16 protein-coding genes are annotated in these 18,038 nt (G+C 41.8%); 5 read left to right on the forward strand and 11 right to left on the reverse strand.

Features of this window, described 5'->3' with window-relative positions; genetic code table 11:
• Nucleotides 1-94: 94 nt before the first annotated feature.
• The 4 genes from CVU62_10200 to CVU62_10215 are packed head-to-tail and all read right to left on the reverse strand — an operon-like array spanning nt 95 to nt 4,438.
• Nucleotides 95-1,393, reverse strand: coding sequence for a hypothetical protein (locus CVU62_10200; protein ID PKN37353.1), 1,299 nt, complete (start codon nt 1,391-1,393; stop codon nt 95-97).
• Nucleotides 1,390-1,848, reverse strand: coding sequence for a GNAT family N-acetyltransferase (locus tag CVU62_10205; protein PKN37354.1), 459 nt, complete (start codon nt 1,846-1,848; stop codon nt 1,390-1,392). Before CVU62_10205 ends, CVU62_10200 begins: the two co-directional genes overlap by 4 nt.
• Before the next feature lie 15 nt (nt 1,849-1,863).
• Nucleotides 1,864-3,657 (reverse strand): DNA repair protein RecN, encoded by a 1,794-nt coding sequence (gene recN, locus CVU62_10210; GenBank protein PKN37355.1) that lies wholly within the window; start codon nt 3,655-3,657, stop codon nt 1,864-1,866.
• Nucleotides 3,548-4,438 carry an NAD(+) kinase gene (locus CVU62_10215; GenBank protein PKN37356.1) on the reverse strand — a complete coding sequence of 297 codons (891 nt, stop codon included), beginning with the start codon at nt 4,436-4,438 and terminating at the stop codon, nt 3,548-3,550. The genes recN and CVU62_10215 overlap by 110 nt, the downstream gene beginning before the upstream one ends.
• 173 nt (nt 4,439-4,611) lie before the next feature.
• Here CVU62_10215 and CVU62_10220 point away from each other — a divergent pair, with 173 nt between their 5' ends.
• Nucleotides 4,612-5,682: a hypothetical protein gene (locus CVU62_10220; protein ID PKN37357.1), complete on the forward strand. Its 1,071-nt coding sequence runs from the start codon at nt 4,612-4,614 to the stop codon at nt 5,680-5,682.
• Nucleotides 5,683-5,887: 205 nt separating this feature from the next.
• Here the strand turns inward: CVU62_10220 and CVU62_10225 are convergent, their stop codons facing one another.
• A complete protein-coding gene (locus tag CVU62_10225; GenBank protein PKN37358.1) occupies nt 5,888-6,538 on the reverse strand; it encodes a hypothetical protein in 651 nt (216 codons plus the stop codon).
• A 295-nt stretch (nt 6,539-6,833) separates the two neighbouring features.
• Here CVU62_10225 and CVU62_10230 point away from each other — a divergent pair, with 295 nt between their 5' ends.
• Nucleotides 6,834-8,405, forward strand: coding sequence for an aminoglycoside phosphotransferase (locus CVU62_10230; protein ID PKN37359.1), 1,572 nt, complete (start codon nt 6,834-6,836; stop codon nt 8,403-8,405).
• A 16-nt stretch (nt 8,406-8,421) separates the two neighbouring features.
• Here CVU62_10230 and CVU62_10235 read toward each other — a convergent pair whose 3' ends face one another.
• Nucleotides 8,422-9,201: an outer membrane protein assembly factor BamD gene (locus CVU62_10235; GenBank protein ID PKN37360.1), complete on the reverse strand. Its 780-nt coding sequence runs from the start codon at nt 9,199-9,201 to the stop codon at nt 8,422-8,424.
• Nucleotides 9,202-9,233: 32 nt separating this feature from the next.
• Nucleotides 9,234-9,563, reverse strand: coding sequence for a thioredoxin (trxA, locus tag CVU62_10240; GenBank protein PKN37361.1), 330 nt, complete (start codon nt 9,561-9,563; stop codon nt 9,234-9,236).
• A gap of 151 nt (nt 9,564-9,714) precedes the next feature.
• Between trxA and CVU62_10245 the strand changes: the two genes are divergently transcribed.
• Nucleotides 9,715-10,422, forward strand: coding sequence for a hypothetical protein (locus CVU62_10245; GenBank protein ID PKN37362.1), 708 nt, complete (start codon nt 9,715-9,717; stop codon nt 10,420-10,422).
• A 153-nt stretch (nt 10,423-10,575) separates the two neighbouring features.
• Here the strand turns inward: CVU62_10245 and CVU62_10250 are convergent, their stop codons facing one another.
• From CVU62_10250 to CVU62_10265, 4 genes are all read right to left on the reverse strand, one after another.
• Complete coding sequence (locus CVU62_10250; protein PKN37363.1) at nt 10,576-11,010, reverse strand: hypothetical protein; 435 nt, start codon at nt 11,008-11,010, stop codon at nt 10,576-10,578.
• A gap of 127 nt (nt 11,011-11,137) precedes the next feature.
• Nucleotides 11,138-11,569, reverse strand: a complete 432-nt coding sequence (locus CVU62_10255; protein ID PKN37364.1) for a hypothetical protein — start codon at nt 11,567-11,569, stop codon at nt 11,138-11,140.
• A 17-nt stretch (nt 11,570-11,586) separates the two neighbouring features.
• Nucleotides 11,587-13,221 (reverse strand): AMP-dependent synthetase, encoded by a 1,635-nt coding sequence (locus CVU62_10260; GenBank protein PKN37365.1) that lies wholly within the window; start codon nt 13,219-13,221, stop codon nt 11,587-11,589.
• Nucleotides 13,222-13,372: 151 nt separating this feature from the next.
• Complete coding sequence (locus CVU62_10265; GenBank protein PKN37366.1) at nt 13,373-15,328, reverse strand: acyltransferase; 1,956 nt, start codon at nt 15,326-15,328, stop codon at nt 13,373-13,375.
• A gap of 222 nt (nt 15,329-15,550) precedes the next feature.
• On the opposite strand from CVU62_10265, the gene CVU62_10270 reads away from it, so the two are divergent.
• Together CVU62_10270 and CVU62_10275 are read left to right on the forward strand one after the other, a co-directional pair.
• Entirely contained in the window at nt 15,551-16,564 is a 1,014-nt protein-coding gene (locus CVU62_10270) for an ABC transporter substrate-binding protein (GenBank protein PKN37367.1), read from the forward strand.
• Nucleotides 16,565-16,682: 118 nt separating this feature from the next.
• The gene (locus tag CVU62_10275) at nt 16,683-18,014 is read left to right on the forward strand and encodes a hypothetical protein (protein ID PKN37368.1); all 1,332 of its coding nucleotides are present in this window, start codon (nt 16,683-16,685) and stop codon (nt 18,012-18,014) included.
• Nucleotides 18,015-18,038 lie beyond the last annotated feature (24 nt).

Below are 18,038 nucleotides of genomic sequence, written 5' to 3' on the forward strand. Positions count from 1 at the left end.
TTCATACGTTCGTTATATCAAAGAAGCATCAAGATTTGTGGAAGAAGAATAAATAAACAAGCATTTTGAAGTAATAAGGCATTTTGAAAAAAAATTATTTCTTCAATAATAAATACAATTCTCCATCTTCCTTGAGAGTGCCGGCTGTATTTTCTGCTTTCGTGCCAAATCCGCAGAAAATATCCACCCTACCCGGACCTTTTATTGCCGAACCTTTATCCTGACTGAGCACAAAACGCGAAAAGTTTACCCGTTCTTTAATATTGCCATCTGCATCGAAAACCGGTTTGCGCAAACTGATAAAGGCCAGTGCTCCTTCCGGAAAATAATCCGGATCGGTCGCTATTGTTCTGTCCGGGGTTACTGATTCTCCTAAAGAACCGACAGGGTCTTTTTCCAAAAAGCGAAAGAATGTATATCTTTCATTATGACTCAAAACATCATAAATTTCCTGCTCACTCTTACCTTTTAAGAATTCGTGGCGATAAGAAGCTTCAAAGCTTTGTATCCTGCCACCTTCCAGCATATATTTGGTTACACTGCGGAAAGGTCTGCCATTGGTCTGCGCAAAACCAACTGTCAAAATAGTACCATCTTCCAGTTTAATTTTACCGGAACCCTGTATGTGCAGAGAAAACAACTCCACCGGATCTGATACCCAGACAAGTTCCAGGTTTTTTTCCTGTAAAACCCTCTCAACGTCAATTTCGCGGCGGCTGTAATAGGGAACGAATTTACCGTTATTCATCCGGCCGATCTGGCTTTCTTTTTTAACTAAATCAGGCGGTACACGATAAAGCGGATACCTGTATTTCTCGGTGCGTTTAAGAGAACCTTCGAGCAAAGGCTCGTAATAACCGGTAAAAAGCACACCGTTGGTGGTGGAACCGGCAACACGATACACATTAAATTCTGCGACAATTATTTTGTTTAAATCGGCTTTATTGCCCGTCTTGCGCACAATTGCGTGAAATGTTTTAAGTGTTTCCTTTAATTGTTGCGCGCTGATCAACCTGTCTGCGACACGGTAAACTTTGTTGCGTCCGGCATTTTCATAATAATTAATACTGCGTTCAATCGCCAATTCCAGCGAATCCGTATCAAGATCATCGGCAAAATCAATGTCTTTGGCGGCAATGGGAATAAAAACATCGGAAGGCTTTACCGGATATTTCGGAACGCCGCGTAAACAACCGCTAAGCGACAAGACAAATATTAATAACAAAATGACATTGAGCCAGCGTTTCATACCATTTCGTTTTCGAAGGATAACGAGGCGGCAAGGAGGAGGCGACGAGGCGTATTGTACATACGTTGAGGAAGCCGAAAGATCCCGCATTCGCGGGACAGGCTCCGCCAACAAAGTTAGCCGAATAAAACGAGATGGTATCATAGTTCCACAATCATCGCCACTTCATCGCAGTAGTCGGGATATTTGGAACAGCGGAAACAATCCGCCCAGATCTTTTCCGGCAGCAAATTCTTGTCAATCTCCTTAAACCCTAATCTAATAAAAAAATCCCTTTTGTAAGTAAGTGTGAATACTTTAAAAAGACCCAAAGTAATGGCTTCGGAAATACATGCTTCCACGAGTTCTCGGCCAATACCTCTTTTGCGATAATTTTCATCTACATAGAGTGAACGTATTTCCGCAAGATTTTCCCATATGATATTCATTGCGCAAATACCGGTCACCTGTGATTTGTCTTCATCATAATAAACAAAAAAATCTCTCAAAGAATTATAAATATCCATTAGAGAACGGGGCAGCATTTCGCCTTTTCCGGACGACAAATTTATCAGGCGGTGAATAGTTTTCACATCATCAATGCGCGCTTTTCTCAGCATTTTTTATCTCCTAAATTAAAATCCAGATGCTTTAGATCCTTTTATCATTTCCCGGGCATGCTCCCGTGTTGTTTCGGTTACATTCACACCACCAAGCATGCGACTGATTTCTTCAACTTTCTGTTCACCATCAAGTTCTTTTATAAATGTTATCGTCCTACCCTTAGTAACCTTTTTGGAAACATGCAGATGATTATCTCCAAAACAGGCAATTTGGGGTAAATGTGTTATACAGATAACCTGATGATTGGCGGAGACAGCTTTCAATTTCCGGCCGACAATCTCAGCCACGGCTCCTCCGATTCCATTATCCACTTCGTCAAAAACAATTGATGCCACGGAACCGGTGCGCGACAAAACATTTTTCAAAGCCAGAATTATCCGCGATAATTCACCACCAGACGCAATACTGTTTAGTGGTTTTGACTCTTCGCCTTTATTCGCTGTGAGGTAAAATTCAATCTCGTCTCCTCCCGTTTGCTCGAATGATTCAACGTTTTTATCAGCGGCACATTTATTAAAATTAACATGGAAAGAAGCATAAGGCATATTCAATTCGTGTATTTCTTTATCCACCGCCTCCTGCAATTTATTCGCCGTCTGTTTTCTGATTCGGGAAAGTTCGAGCGCCTTTTGGCGTAGATTCTTTTTTATTATTTCTTCTTCCCTGTTTAGCTTTTCCAGCTCTTCCTCCACCGAAGAAACCTTGTTCAAATCTTCTTCTATTTCCTGCTTCCGGCGCAGAACATTTTCCAGAGAGCCGCCGTGTTTGCGTTTAAGCCGGTTCAGAACTTCAAGGCGCTCATCGATAAGTGCCAGCCGCTCTGAATCAAAAAAGAGAGCTTTACCGTAATCACGCAACGCCAGAGCTGTTTCCTGCAAAGTGATAAAGCTTTCATCAATATCCTTGTCGGCAAGCTGGAAACTGACGTCTATTTTCTTAATTTCTTTTATCTGACTCTGCACTTCCTTCAATTTAACAATGGCGGAATCCGTTTCTCCATAGAGCAAATCATAGGCATGATTAGCCCAACCGGACAATTTCTGAAAATTAGCGATAACTTTTTTTTCATCGGCCAGCGCTGCGTCTTCCGCCGGTTGGGGATTAATATCCTGAATCTCTTTTAGCTGAAATTTAAACAGATCAGTTTTTTCTTCCCGGCTTTTGCTCAAATCCTGTAATTTTTCTATCTGCGCCCTGATCTGCCGATACTGATTATAAATTTCTTCGTAGGCTGATCTGTCAGGCAGGCACCGGCCGAACTCATCCAGAATGTTAATATGATTTTCGGCGTTGAGAATTATCTGATGTTCACGCTGACCGCAAATATTAATCAACCATTCACTGACGGAAGCCAGATTACTCAGCGTCGCCATTTGTCCGTTGATGAACGCTTTGTTCTTACCTGTGTGCGAAATAATCCGACGAATGATCAACCCTTCTTCGTCAGGAAAACCCATGGTCGCAATTTTATCCCGCAATGGCTTATTGGTGGAGATATCAAAGACTGCTTCAACAGTAGCCGTGTCAGCCTGAGTTCTGATTATTTCCGTCGTCGCTCTGTCGCCCAGAAGAAGACTTACCGCACCGATAATTATTGATTTACCGGCGCCGGTTTCGCCGGAAATAATATTCAATCCCTTGCCAAAAGAAACTTGGAGTTCATCAATGATGGCAAAATTTTTAATGCTCAATTCATTAAGCATTCTTCTTTTTTCTAGCTCCCGGAGGTAAGTCACCCCAACCGAGCTTGGAACGCAGAATTTCACCGTAGCTGCGGTAGGGAGAAAGAACCAGCATTGTCGCATGCCTGGATCTTTTAACAGTTACGACATCGCCGGACACAATTTTGTAAGCTTCCTGTCCGTCCAATGTCAATATAGCACCTTTATCCTTGGACCAGAGAGTTATTTTCAGAATAGAATCTTCCGAAAAAATGATGGGACGATTAGTCAGAGTATGGGGGCAGATGGGATTAATAATAATCAAGTCTTTTCCGGGAAAAACAATGGGACCACCGGCGGAAAGCGAATAAGCAGTGGAACCGGTGGGAGTGGAAACAATCAGACCGTCTCCTTTATAAGTTGTCAGATACTTGCCGTTAACCTCCAGTTCCAGTTCATTCATACGGGAAAGACTGCCGCGATTAATTACTACATCGTTTAAAACACTGCCGACATCGGTAACGGTTTTACCGTGCCTGATGCTCACATCAAGCATCATCCTTTTTTCCGTTTCGAATTTCCCTCCGATAATCAACTCCAGAGCCGAGTGGGTTTCGTTTAAATTTACTTCGGTAAGGTAGCCGAAACTGCCCATATTTATTCCCAGAATAGGAACTTTATGTCCGGCCACATAACGAGCCGCGCGCAACATAGTGCCGTCTCCACCCAAAACAACAATAAGCTCCGATTTTTTTGCTAAATCAGTTCTATTCAGTCCTCCATTAAGAGCAACTTTTCTGGAAATTTCCATTTCCAGAAATACTTTCACGCCCTTTTCTTCCAGCCATTTTTTCAACGATTTAACGTGGTCGGCAATCTTTTCTTTTTCAAGGTTGGCGATAATGCCAATTTTTTTAATTTTCATTTACTTAGACCTCGGAATATGGAGCTCACTAACACAAAATAAAAACTCTGTCTATGGATAATATTTCACAAATATGTTCATAAAATATTTGATGTTTTAGGACAATTACGAACATAAATTCTTGACATATTAGGATTGAATAATATACGGTGCACCCCGTCGAGGTGTTAATTATGGGATTACTTAAAGGAAGTTTTACTTTCGCGCGTTTTCATGTAGAAGGCCAGTTGCCGCAGGCATTTTTAAATTTCGTCAACAGCCGTATTAAAGCCAACGCGTATAGGGACGCATCCAAATCAACCGAAGAAAAAAGGCTGGGCTGGGTTTCTCTTACCGACGTATTGGATACCGATTTCGAAAAAGCCAATTACGCGCTGGGCGATTACCTTATTTTCTCTTTGCGCATTGACCGTAAACTTATTTCACCCAAGCTGATGAAAATCAAACTGATGGAAGAAGAAAGGCGATTTCTTGCCCAAAATGGTAAAAACAGAATCAACAAAGCAATGGCCGCGGGAATTAAAGACAAAGTAAAGCTGGAACTTCTGACCAGACTCGACGCTATACCATCCTTTTACGATGTTTGCTGGGGTGTGGGGCAAAAAACAATTTATTTTTCTTCACTTGCCGAAAAGGTAGTTGACGATTTTGCTGATATGTTTAAAAAAACATTTGCGCTGAATCTTAGACCTTTCTCTCCGCAGGAAAATAATCTGATAACAAAAAATCCCGAATCGGCAGATACGGCTTCTTTGACCGGCCGGGAATTTCTGACTTGGCTCTGGTTCAAATCGGAAGAACGAAACGGCAGGATAAAAATTTCGGAAACAAAAGAAGTTGAACTTAATTTTTTAAAAAAAATAGTTTTAGAAGCAGGAGAAGGCGAATATTCACAGGGAGTCGTCTGCCATGGAATTCACGCTGAACACAAAGAAGGCAAGGAAGCAATACGCCAGGGGAAAAAAGTTAAAGAAGCGGGAATCAAACTAATTCATGATAAAAATGAATGGGAATTTATTCTTAAAGCGGACTCTTTCCATTTTCAATCTTTGAAACTACCCGTGACAGACCGGCAGGATAACGAGGAAGACCAGTCGGGAATACTTCTGGAGCGTATTTACCTTATTGAAGAAGCTGTCAAAACAATTGACAATCTCTACGATTCCTTTTTACAAATCCGTTATTCTCCGCAATGGGAAGGGAAAGAAAAAAAGCTGTTGGCTAAGTGGCTTGAACACCACTAATCCTGCTTCTAAATCAAAGATGATATCGAGACGGTAGTGAAACTCGAATTACAGGAATGAAATGAACTGTAATTCGTCAGTTGAACTATCCCGCTTCAGCGGGGCTAGGAGGGGGCAACGAGACGTATTGAACATACGTTGAGGAAACCAACGATCCCGATGAATCAGGACCAACAAAGATAGCGCTTTGATTTAGAAGTGGGACTTAAAGATGCAGATAGGGTCTCATAATATCTTCCAGTTTTTTTCTGATATTTTCAAATTCGGTTTTATCCATTTTTCGTGGTAATTCTATTTTAGGAAGAAATTTTACAGTAACGCAGGAAAAAGGTTTAGGAATCATAAATTTGTCCCAACTGCCCATGTACCAGGCACGATCGGCAATTACAACTGAAGGAATAATCACGGCTTTAGCGCCGTGGGCGATAGCAATTGCCCCGGGCTTGACTTCTCCCGCTGGACCACGCGGTCCATCAAGGAGATGCACCGCCAGACGATAATCCCTTAACCTGCGGATCATTCCTTTAAGAGCTGCAGCGGCACTTCGGGAAGAAGAACCCCATACCGTATAAAACCCCGCCCACCGGGCAATACCAGCGGCAATCTGCCCGTCCAGACTTTTGGAAGACATTAAAGCGGGTCGATATTTTCTATATCTTTTAGCGAAACGAATCCCCGCAAAAAACTGTTGATGCCACCCGCAGAGAAGAACTTTTCCTCCCTGCTCCAGATAATTGAACCATTCTTCTTCATTTTCTATTTTTATTCGCAGAGTCGCGCAATAAAGACGGATTATCCCGTAAATAATTATTCCGGCAGGTTTTGTTTTGGCTATCTTCCGCAATTCTTTAAACATCTATGTTTCTCCATTTTTTTACATTCTTAAAATAATCACGAATGGTTTTTTAGCGCAAGTAAGATTTTTTGACTTGATTATCAATAGATGATTGGTTTAGTGTAGTACCTCATAAATATTCATACAATCTGTCATTTCGAAGTGCCGCATGCGCGGGACTATACTCCGCGAGAACTCTTAATAAAAAATAAAAGAGATCTCCCCCTGGTCGATATGACAATGTTCTATTGAGAAACTAAACCTGATATTTTAAAGGCACGTCGTTTGCCGGGAAGAATATTTACGGGGAAATTTTATGACTCATTCTCTGTTAATTGAAGCCATGAAAAAAACTGATTTTTATTCCCACCGTCCGGCAGAGGTTAAGTTTATCGAAACGCATATTTCTTATGTTTTTATTGCCGGAGACCTCGTCTATAAAGTCAAAAAGCCGGTTAAATTTGATTTTCTCGATTTCACCACTCAGGAAAAAAGAAAATTTTACTGCGAAGAAGAGTTGAGATTGAATAAACGTCTTGCCTCCGGCACATATCTGGATGTCATAGCCATATCTCTGGACGCCAGGGGAAATATCACGCTCAACCAAGGAGTTGAAATTGTTGATTATGCCGTACGAATGAAAAAACTTCCCGCTGATAGAATGCTCAAGACACTGCTTTTCCAAGGGCTGGCCGATGAAAAAGATATGGATAATCTGGCTAAAAAAATTGCTGCCTTTCATCAAGAAGCTCAAACCGGCGGCCATATTGACGAAATGGGAAATATTGAAAACATTCGTCACAACAGTGAGGAAAATTTCGCAGAAACATTAAACTATATCAATGTAACAATTCCTGAATATCAGTACAAATTCATCAAAGATTATACGGAAAAATTTTTAGCCGAAAACAAAGCTCTTTTTGAAAAAAGAGTCACCGATCATAAAATCAGGGATTGCCACGGCGATTTGCATCTGGACCATATCTGTATTGCCAATGAAATAATCATTTTTGACTGCATCGAATTTAACGAACGTTTCCGGTGCGGCGACGTCGTGGAAGATGTGGCTTTTTTAACTATGGATATTGATTTCAACGGTTATTCCCACTACGCCGACGCTTTTATAGAATCCTATATCAGATATTCCGGCGATACCGATCTGTCCGTATTGTTAAATTTTTATCGCTGTTATTATGCCTACGTGCGCGGAAAAGTAACCAGTTTTCGTCTGGATCAGGAGGAACTTCAAGAAAATGAACGCGAACAGATTACAAAAACCGCGACACAATATTTTGATCTTGCTTATACTTACGCCGCCCGCCTGGATAAACCAGTAATGATTTTAACCGCGGGATTAATGGGTTCAGGAAAAAGCTACCAGGCAAGAAAACTGGCCGCCCGCCTGGGCGCGGAAATCATACGCACCGATATATTGCGCAAAGAATTATTCGACATGAAACCAACCGAACGGCGTTACGAAAATTTCGGAAAAGGAATTTATTCCGAAGACGTCTCCCGCTTTATTTATGACAAGACATACGAACTGGCCGAACAAAAAATTAAACAGGGCAAATCCGTAATCATTGACGCTTCTTTCAAGAAACGGGCTGAGCGACAAAAAGCTATAGAGATGGCCAAGAATCGCAGCACTCTCTTTTATATCCTGGAGTGCATCTGCCCTGATGAAATTACCAGAAAAAGACTGGAGAAGAGGATGCAGGAAAACGACAATGCTTCGGACGGCCGATGGGAATTGTTTCAGGAGCAAAAAAAAGATTTCGACGAAATTAACGAAATACCGGCGGATTGCTACTTTAAGATTGACACTTCCGCCAACCCGGAAATTGCCCGGCAGAAAATTATCAGAAAAATTAAGATGGAAAACTAATTTTCAGAGAGTCTCACTATTTTTTTGAAGCTTTCTTTTCTTCTTCTTTCTTTCTTCTTTCTTCTTTACGTTTTAGTTTCTCTATCTTCTTTAGTCTTAATTGTTCTTCTTCGGCAATTTTAGCCTTGGTTTCACTGATGAAATATTCTACCTTATAATCAAGGCCGACATTAGGATACTCACGTGCCAACTCTTCAAAACGCGAGAGGGCAGCCTGATATTTTTTCTGTCTCATATAAAATTTAGCTACGTAAAATTCATGCTCCGCCAGCTTTTGTTTGCATTCCCGAATGAGTTTTTCAGCCATAGCGGAAAATTTACTTTCCGGAAAACGCGCAACAAGTTTTTCCCATTCTTTTTTAGCTTGAATTGTTTCCGTCTGGTCGCGATCAATATCTCCTATCTGATTATAATGGCACATTCCCAACTGATAAAGCGCATAAGGTACATTTTCATTTACAGGATGAAGAGCGATAAAGTCGCCGTAAGCGTTTTCTGCTTCCGCATATTCTTTATCGCTGTACAAGGAATCAGCGATACCTATTTCCGCTAAAATCGCCAGATCGTGCAACGGATATTCTTCTTTGAGCCGCAGGAAATATTCCTGTGCTTTTTTATAATGACCGCCATTAAACTCGACGGAAGCTCGCGAGTACAGTCCTTCTGGAGTCGCCTTAGTCGGTTCATGTTTGCCGAAAATATTAACAAACGAGCAACCGCTGCAAAACAAAGTCAGCAATAAAATTAATAAAACTGTATTTGATCCCACTGTCTTTCGGAATATTTTAAAATTCATACATCTCAACCTTTTCGCGGCAAGTTCGCGATTTATAAACTTTTTTTAACAAAACTTTCCAGTCTTTCTTTAGGGACAAGACCGATGAGCGTGTCCAGGACTTTGCCGTCTTTAAAGAGAATAAGAGTTGGTATACTGCGAACGCCGTAATTAATTGCTGTTTTCTGATTTTCATCAACATTTAACTTCATGATTTTAACACTATCTTTTAATTGTTCAGCAAGTTCCTCAACAATAGGACCTATGGCTTTACAAGGCCCGCACCATGGTGCCCAAAAATCAATTAGTACCGGTTTGTCGCTTTTAAGAACTTCACCTTCAAAATTATCGTCGGTGGCAACACCTAAGAATTGACTGGTCATGAATTACGTCCTCCATAACTTTTTTATCGCTGGTTTATATGTCATAATAGAACTCAGAAAGTCAAATGCTATCTGATAGCATAAAAACAGCTGCGTCTTTGACTACTTTTAATTAATTTGCTATAAAAGCATAAGTAGCAAAGGAGATATTATGGGTCTTTTGGGAGTTATTTCCAACAAATTAGTCATAGAAAGAAGCGATTTATTAAGAAATAGCGTAACCAGATCGATGAGAAATGAATATGGCCGGGCATCAGTTCTACTCAAAGACAGAATGGCATGGATTATCAGACATGGCAACACCCCAAATGACTATGTTTTACCGCATTTGATTAATTATCGTGCTAATTTACAAGCGCTGAAAGATCTGGGCGTAACCGAAATAGTCAGTATTAATTCCACGGGTTCATTAAAAAAAGATTTATATCCGGGAATGATAGTTATTCCCGATGATTTTATTGCGTTGACACCTACCCCGACTATTCATAAAAACAGAGCCGTTCATATCACTCCGTCACTAAACGAAAATGTGCGGCAAAAGCTTATTAAAGCTGCAATAAGCAATAAAATTAAAGTTGTTAAGAAGGGAACTTACTGGCAAATGCAGGGTCCCCGGCTGGAAACAAAAGCGGAAATTAAAATGATAGCCAATTATGCCGATATAGTAGGTATGACTATGGCCAATGAAGCGGTAATCGCGCTGGAATTGGATTTACCTTACGCTGCCGCCTGCTCAATAGATAATTTCGGCAACGGACTTTTGAAGAAACCTTTAACTATGGAAGAAATCATTGCCGGTACCCGTAAAAATGCCGACCTGATGATTAAATTACTTCATGGTTATTTGAAACTATTTTAATAGAAAACAAATAATTTTTTAGAAACTGATATTCCATGTTGCATTTAAAGGATAACGAGGCGGCAAGGAGGAGGCTCCGCAGGCATATATTATAATACGTCGAGGAAACCGACGATGAAGCCAACAAAGTTAGCAGAAAAATGCGACTTGGTATCAGAAGGCGCCCAACTGACACGGCTTAACCTTTATTTCCAAAGCTTCGCAATCTGCACAAACTTTCATGCGTGGGATATTTAATTCTGAAGCAATTTTCCAGGCAGCTGCACAGGAAAGGTTTCCGTCTTTCAATGATGATGTAATCTTTTCTTTCACATCTTGCGTAACTTCTTTTGACGGTTGAACGATTTTTTTGGTCTCACCATAACCAAAGAGCCCGAGCTGACATTTGGTGATTTTAATATTAAGAATATCAATTGTCCGGCCAGTTTCTTCCAATGAACACCCTAGTTCACCGGCTATTTCTTCCGCTTTCTTGCATGAAATACTTTTATTCTTTGCCTGCTCTATTATTTCGTTCTTCAGGTCTTCGTCTACTTCAATACTCTGATCATGTTTTTTAAAATACTTTCCTTTATCTGTATGCGCCATAAATTCCCCCTTGCTCATAAATATATTATAAAAATGTCATCCCGAATCCCGATTTCTCGCGATGAGGAATCTTAACAAACCATAAATCAAGACTTCTTCCTCCAGTCGAAGTGACAAGGAAGGGTGTTTACATGGAAGATAGAGCTTCTATATTCAGAGTCTTGAAACCCTTCTGTTCCAGTATTTTTTCCGTCTTTTGCATCTGATCGACATCAACCACAAACACCGCTTTTTTCGAACTCTCCAGTAAAAAACCATAAGCGTTATTGATATTGATACCTTCCTGATAAAGCAGCTGCATCAAATTATCCAATCCACCGGGAACATCGGGAATCAAAACAGCCAGTATTTCACGCAAATGCACGGTCATTCCCGCTGCAGAAAGAGCCGCTTCGGCACGCTTGGGATCATCAACAATTAGATTGATAATGCCGAAGGTATCAGCTGTCGCTATCGTCGTCGCTCGAATGTTGATTTTTTCCTTGGCCAGAACACCGGTTATCTGAGCAAGCTTTCCGGACTTATTTTCCGCGAAAATAGAAAGCTGATAAGCAAACATTCTTTTCTCCTTTTTGTTTAATTACTCTCTGTCTGTGCTTCCACAAGGCTCCCGCCGTAATACTTTTCACGGAGCTTCGGCTTTTCGATTTTCCCGGTGGGATTGCGCGGCACCTTTTCAAAAATTATTTTATGCGGACGCTTGTAACGGGGCAGTGCGTTGCAGAACTCTGCAATTTCGGCCTCAGAAGATGAAGCACCCGGCTTTAACTCAACTATCGCGGCAACGATTTCGCCCAGACGGTGATCGGGAAGACCGATCACGGCGACATCTTTAATTGCGTTGTGTGTACGCAGAAAATCCTCGATCTGTACAGGATAAATGTTTTCGCCGCCTGTTATAATTACGTCTTTCTTGCGATCCACAAGATAGATAAACCCGTCTTCATCCAGACGCGCCATATCGCCGGTATAGAGCCAGCCGTTTTTGAGCACCTCGGCGGTGGCTTCCGGATTTTTGTAATAGCATTTCATAACGCCCGGGCCTTTTACACAAAGCTCGCCCACCTCGCCTTGCTTCACAGGACAACCATTTTCATCCGCTATCTGCAATTCCCAACTGTAACCGGCTTTTCCGATAGCGCCGACTTTATGGATGTTTTCTATGCCGAGATGGACGCAACCCGGCCCGATAGATTCCGAAAGACCGTAATTGGTATCATATTCGTGGTTGGGAAAATATTTTTTCCAGCGTTTAATCAGACTGGGCGGAACCGGCTGAGCGCCGATGTGCATCAGCCTCCACTGCTGCAATTTGTAATTCTCCAATTTTATATCGCCGCGTTCGATGGCATCCAGAATGTCCTGTGCCCACGGAACCAACAGCCAGACAATTGTTATCTGTTCTTCGGATATCACTTTGAATATCCATTCCGGTTTGACGCCACGCAGCAGAACCGCTTTGCTGCCGGAGAGAAGACTGCCGAACCAGTGCATTTTCGCTCCGGTATGATAGAGCGGTGGTATGCAAAGAAAATTGTCTTTGCGCGTCTGCTTGTGGTGAGCCATTTCCACTTCGCACGATATCATCAGGGCGCGGTGTGTGTGGAGAATCGCCTTGGGAAAACCGGTAGTGCCTGATGAAAAATATATGGCCGCATCGTCATCGTCGGAAAGCTTGATTTTCGGAGCCGTGGAGGAACAGCACGCGGTGAGTGCATAATAACTCTCTGCAAAAGCAGGTCGGCCTACTCCCAAAAATAGCTTTATTTTTATTTTCGGAATATTGTCTCGAATCGCTACGACTCTTTCCGTAAATTCCGGCCCGAAAATCAAAACGTCACAGTCGGCCAGATCGAGACAGTATTTGATTTCATCTTCCGTATAGCGGTAGTTGAGTGGCACAGCAAGAGCGCCGGTTTTCAGAATACCAAAATAGATCGGTAGCCACTCCAGGCAGTTCATCAGCAGAATACCGACCTTATGGCCTTTCGTCAGACCTCTTCCCAATAAAAAGTTGGCAAAGCGATTGGCTTTGTCGTCGAACTCGCGCCAGGTCATCTCCCGCCGGTAGCGATTTTCCGGATTGGTTTCTACAAGATCGTAATCCTTCCAGCTTGCGTTTATTTCTTTGATTTGAGGATTTATTTCAATAAGGCATATTTCTTCGCCGTACAGAGTGGCGTTGCTTGCAAGAATTTCTGTGATTGGCATTTTTTATTCCTTCTACTCTTTACTCCCTGCGCCATCATTATGCGCATCATATAAGTGACAAGTTCGACAAAAAATTGCTTTTTACGGGTAACAAGATACGGATTTCGGACTTTTATGTCAAGACTGTTTTAGCCGGAAGATATGAATCAATCTATTTATTTCCAACTATCAAGTCGTAGAAGTCCATTTTTCTACCGACTAGTGCCGAACCACTTTGAGAAAAATGTGTTTTATCTACAAAAATATATGTATTATCGATGTACGCTTTACACATGCCATTGGAACAAATACCATCATCAAGAAAAACAACTTTATTATTCTTTGAGATATTTTTCAGGAATTCGTGTATTTTTTTCGATGTTTCAGTTTTTTCATCAATTTTAAAACCGCAAGTATTTAAATCACCGCCAAAGAATTCCATCCGAACAAGGCATTCACCGATATTTTTGCCATTTTGAGGAATAGGAGAAAATATTACAGGTGTTATTCCCATATTCTTTAATTCGTCCAGTGTTTTAACAAAATACTCGGTGAATAATTTTTTATTTACATCATAAACCTTGTCTTTGATCAATAATTGATTTTTATTATTTCCCAAGTATCCTGATAAAGCAGCCGAAATGGCGGCATATTTAACCGTATTATTTGATTTAAGCCAGTCACGTACACTGTTATTGAAATCCACGCAATCCTTAGCCTCATTAACCGTATTTCTATAGGAGACTGGCGCGATATCAAAGAACGGTCCACACGAACTTTTGGTCATTTGGATAATTTTAGCTTGCGGATTGGATGCTAAAATACCTTGAACCAGATGCGAAGCGTAAGAATCACCCCACACTAATATTTCCGGTTCGTCATTTGTCCTGCAATTCTTCGATAATGTAAATTTTTCATCACAATCATGACTGAGCCCGTGATTGATGGTTATTTTTTTGGACAAGTCAGCTAATACTATCCCTCTGCCATTCGTTCTTTTATTAAATCCATTGTTAATCTCACCAGTAATGCCAATAGCGATAAAAACCACCGAACCGGCAACAGCAAATTTAAAGACTGTTTTTCTGCTGATGGCATTTTTATTTCTAAACGGTTTTTCAACAAAGCGCCAGCTGCAATAAGCAAGCACAAATGATAGAACCGTCAAAACAAGAAGCAGAACTGTGCCCGGTTCGGTTAAACTTCTATGACGCGCAAACACGAAAAGTGGATGATGCCATAAATAAGCGCTGTAACTTATCAATCCGAGGCCAACCAATATCCTTGTAGAAAGAAAACGGCCCGCAATAGTAGCGGATGTCGAAAATGCGATGATTAATGCCGTGCCGATAGTTGGAACAAGCGCATAAAGACCGGGAAAAGGAGTAGATTTATCAAACGCGAAGACGGAATAACAAATGAGAACTAACCCGAACAAGCCAAGCGCTTCGCTCGCAACTTTGTTCGATGATATAAACTCACCCTGCTCTTTCTTATACAAAAAGTAAAAAGCAATAAGTGCTCCTATGGCTAACTCCCAACCACGCGTGAGCAGAGAGTAGAAAGTTTCCCACGGTTTATGATAAGTGCCCCATTGCGCTGCAATTAAGCTGACAACGGCAATAGCCAGCAGCGATCCGAAGATCCATCGTTTGCGTAATTTCCATAGTGCAATTAAAAAAAGAGGGAATAATATATAATACTGTTCTTCAACGGATAAACTCCAGGCATGAAGCAATGGTTTCAATTCCGCTTGGGTTGCGAAATAACCGCTTTCTTTCATGAACAGTATGTTTGATGAAAAAGTTGAAATAGAGGTAAGACTTTTACAAAAGTCTTTAAAATGATTTGGCAGGAGCCACAACCAGGCAAATGGCAGGCAACAGAGCATCACTAAAAATAATGCCGGTAAAATGCGCCTCGCTCTTCTTTCGTAAAATTTAGCAATTGAAAACTTTCCTTCATTCATATCGGCAAGAATAATCGTCGTTATCAAATAACCACTGATAACGAAAAACACATCGACGCCGACAAAACCGCCTTCAAACACTTTAAACCCGGCATGAAAGAAAATTACTGCAAGAACCGCAATAGCTCTTAGACCATCAATTTCTCCACGATATCCCATTAGTCACCCATAAAATTTCCGCCAGACATATACTAAAATGGCGGCGCAATTTTTTATAACTGTACCACCATTTTATCAAGTTAAATGATTATTTTAATAACAATATTAAGGTTGACTTTAAGTAATTTCGTAGTAAAATTAATATGAAAGGAAGGAGATCAAGAGTCAACTACCAAATATCATATTAACTGACCACCAAATTTTCAATAAGGGGTAAAGAATATGATCCATTTCCAGAAAGACTTACATTTTGCCGCTCTTTTTCTTAGCACACTTCTATTTATCGTATTTACCATGAATGGCTGTCAGCCGCAGAAACAATCCGGACCCCCGGAAAAAATTACCATAGCTTATTCAACTGCCGGCAACGCAATTCTCATTAACGTTGCCTTCGCGAAGGATTACCTTCGGGAAGAAGGTCTGGATGCAACGCCGCAGCCTCATGCCTTCGGGAAACCGGCTCTCCTGTCTGTGATTGATGGCAAGGCGGATATCGCTACAGTGGGAGATACACCAATAGTGTTCGCCGTCATGGGCGGCAAGAAAATCACTACCCTGGCAGTAATCCAGACTTCCAACAGAAATGAAACCATCGTGGCCAGAAGGGACAAAGGAATTGCCAAACCTTCCGACCTAAAAGGGAAAAAAATCGGCCTTACACTGGAAACAACGGGGCATTTCTTTGCGGATGCTTTTCTGCAACTCCACAATATCGGCAGAAAGCAGGTCAAAATTGTTGACCTGAAGCCCGACGAAATGGCCCATGCTCTCGACACTGGAAAGGTGGATGCCGTCTCCACATGGAATCCTACCGTGATGCAACTGAAGAATAAATTGGGAAGCAATGGGATAATGTTTTTCGGTGAATCACTCTACACCGAGAACTTCTGCGTTGTGGCCGGACAGGAGTATGTAAAGAATAATCCCACGGCGATAAAAAAAGTTCTGCGGGCACTGATTAAGGCCGAAGCATTTGTGCATGAGCATCCCGAAGAATCGCGCCGACTCGTAGTCGAATCTCTCAAGGTTGATAAAGTAATTCTTGATGAAATATGGGACATTTTCACATTCAGGGTCGCGCTGGATCAGGCATTGCTGGTGGACTTTGAAGACCAGACGCGATGGGCAATAAAAAATAGATTAGCAGCATGCCGCGATATGCCCAACTATCTTGATTTCATTTATATCGATGGGCTTTTGGCAGTCAAGCCGGATGCGGTGAGGATCATTCGTTGATGGTCGCGTAAAAAGTCCAACATTCGTCATACCGGCGAACGCCGGTATCCAGAACATTTAATATTTACTGGATTCTGTGTCGCGCTCCGCTTGCACGGAATGACAATAGGAAAAAAACATGCAGATCAAAAAAAGACTGAGTATCAATAACTGGATTTCCCTGATTGTTGCTGTGCTTATAGCAATTTCCCTGTCCTGGTCGTTCTGGAATATTTACAGAGCCGACCGGAATGAGAAGCTCGTTGATGAAATGATAAAAACGGCCTTTGAACGCATCGCCTTGCGGGACGATTATCTTCTTAATCGGGAAGAACGGGCGGGCATCCAGTGGCACTTAAAGTCCGAAGCTCTCCGGAAATTACTGGAAACAGCGTCTGAAAGTTTTTCGAGCGCGGAAGACAAACTCCTGTTACAGGAAGCGCAAAAAAACTTTGATGCAACCTTTTCTTCATTCTCCTCGATAATCGAGAGAAGTAAGCGGGAGGCACGCCGTGCGAATAGCAGACTTATTTTTGATGAAGCGGGAACGCGGCAGATCGGCCAGGTATTTCTCAAGGCCTACGCCTTGATGGATATTATCAATAGACTGCATGAATCAACCGTGAGGGAAAAGACCAAAGCACAAAACTGGGCTCTTTTGCTGATCATCATTTTGTTTGCGGGCAGCGGCATAGCGATTATCGTCAATTCAACTTCGCTCAACAGAATGGTGGCAAAACGCCTGACAGCGCTTGATCAAGGGATCGAAATCATCGGTAATGGCAATCTGAATTATCAAATACCTGTAACAGGCAATGATGAACTGGCTGATTTGGCCAAGGCCGTGAATGAAACGGTGGCTAAATTAAAGCAATCTTATACCTCCGTGGAAAATCTCCAAAGAGAAATCTCCGAGCGCAAAAAGTTGGAGGAGGATTTAAAAAAGCTTTACCTGCATCAGCAGACGCTCCTTGATGCTATTCCAGACATTATTATGGAAGTAGATAAAAATAAAATTTATACATGGGCTAATCAGCCCGGCATCAAATTTTTCGGAAAGGATGTGCTCGGCAAGGCCGCTGATTTTTATTTTGTCCGGGAACAAGGAACGTTCGATAAGGTCCAACCCCTTTTCAACGGCAGTAATGATCTTATTTATTTAGAAAGCTGGCAGAAACGTAAAGACGGACAAGAGAGACTGCTGGCCTGGTGGTGCCGGGTTCTCAAAGATACGCAGGGGAATGTATCAGGAGCACTTTCTTCCGCCCGCGACATCACTGAAATCAGGCAGGCAGAGGAGGAAATAAAAAAACTAAATGAAGAACTTGAACAGCGTGTCGCCCAACGCACCGCCGAATTATCAACCAAGACCGCTGATCTGGAACGGATAAATAAAGTATTCGTAGATCGGGAGTTGAGGATGCGGGAGCTGAAGAAACGGATAGCGGAGTTGGAGAAGCATAAAGGGTGAAAAGTGAATAGTGAAGAGAACGAA

The organism is Deltaproteobacteria bacterium HGW-Deltaproteobacteria-2, assembly GCA_002840505.1.
Taxonomy (GTDB): Bacteria; Desulfobacterota; Syntrophia; order Syntrophales; family Smithellaceae; genus Smithella.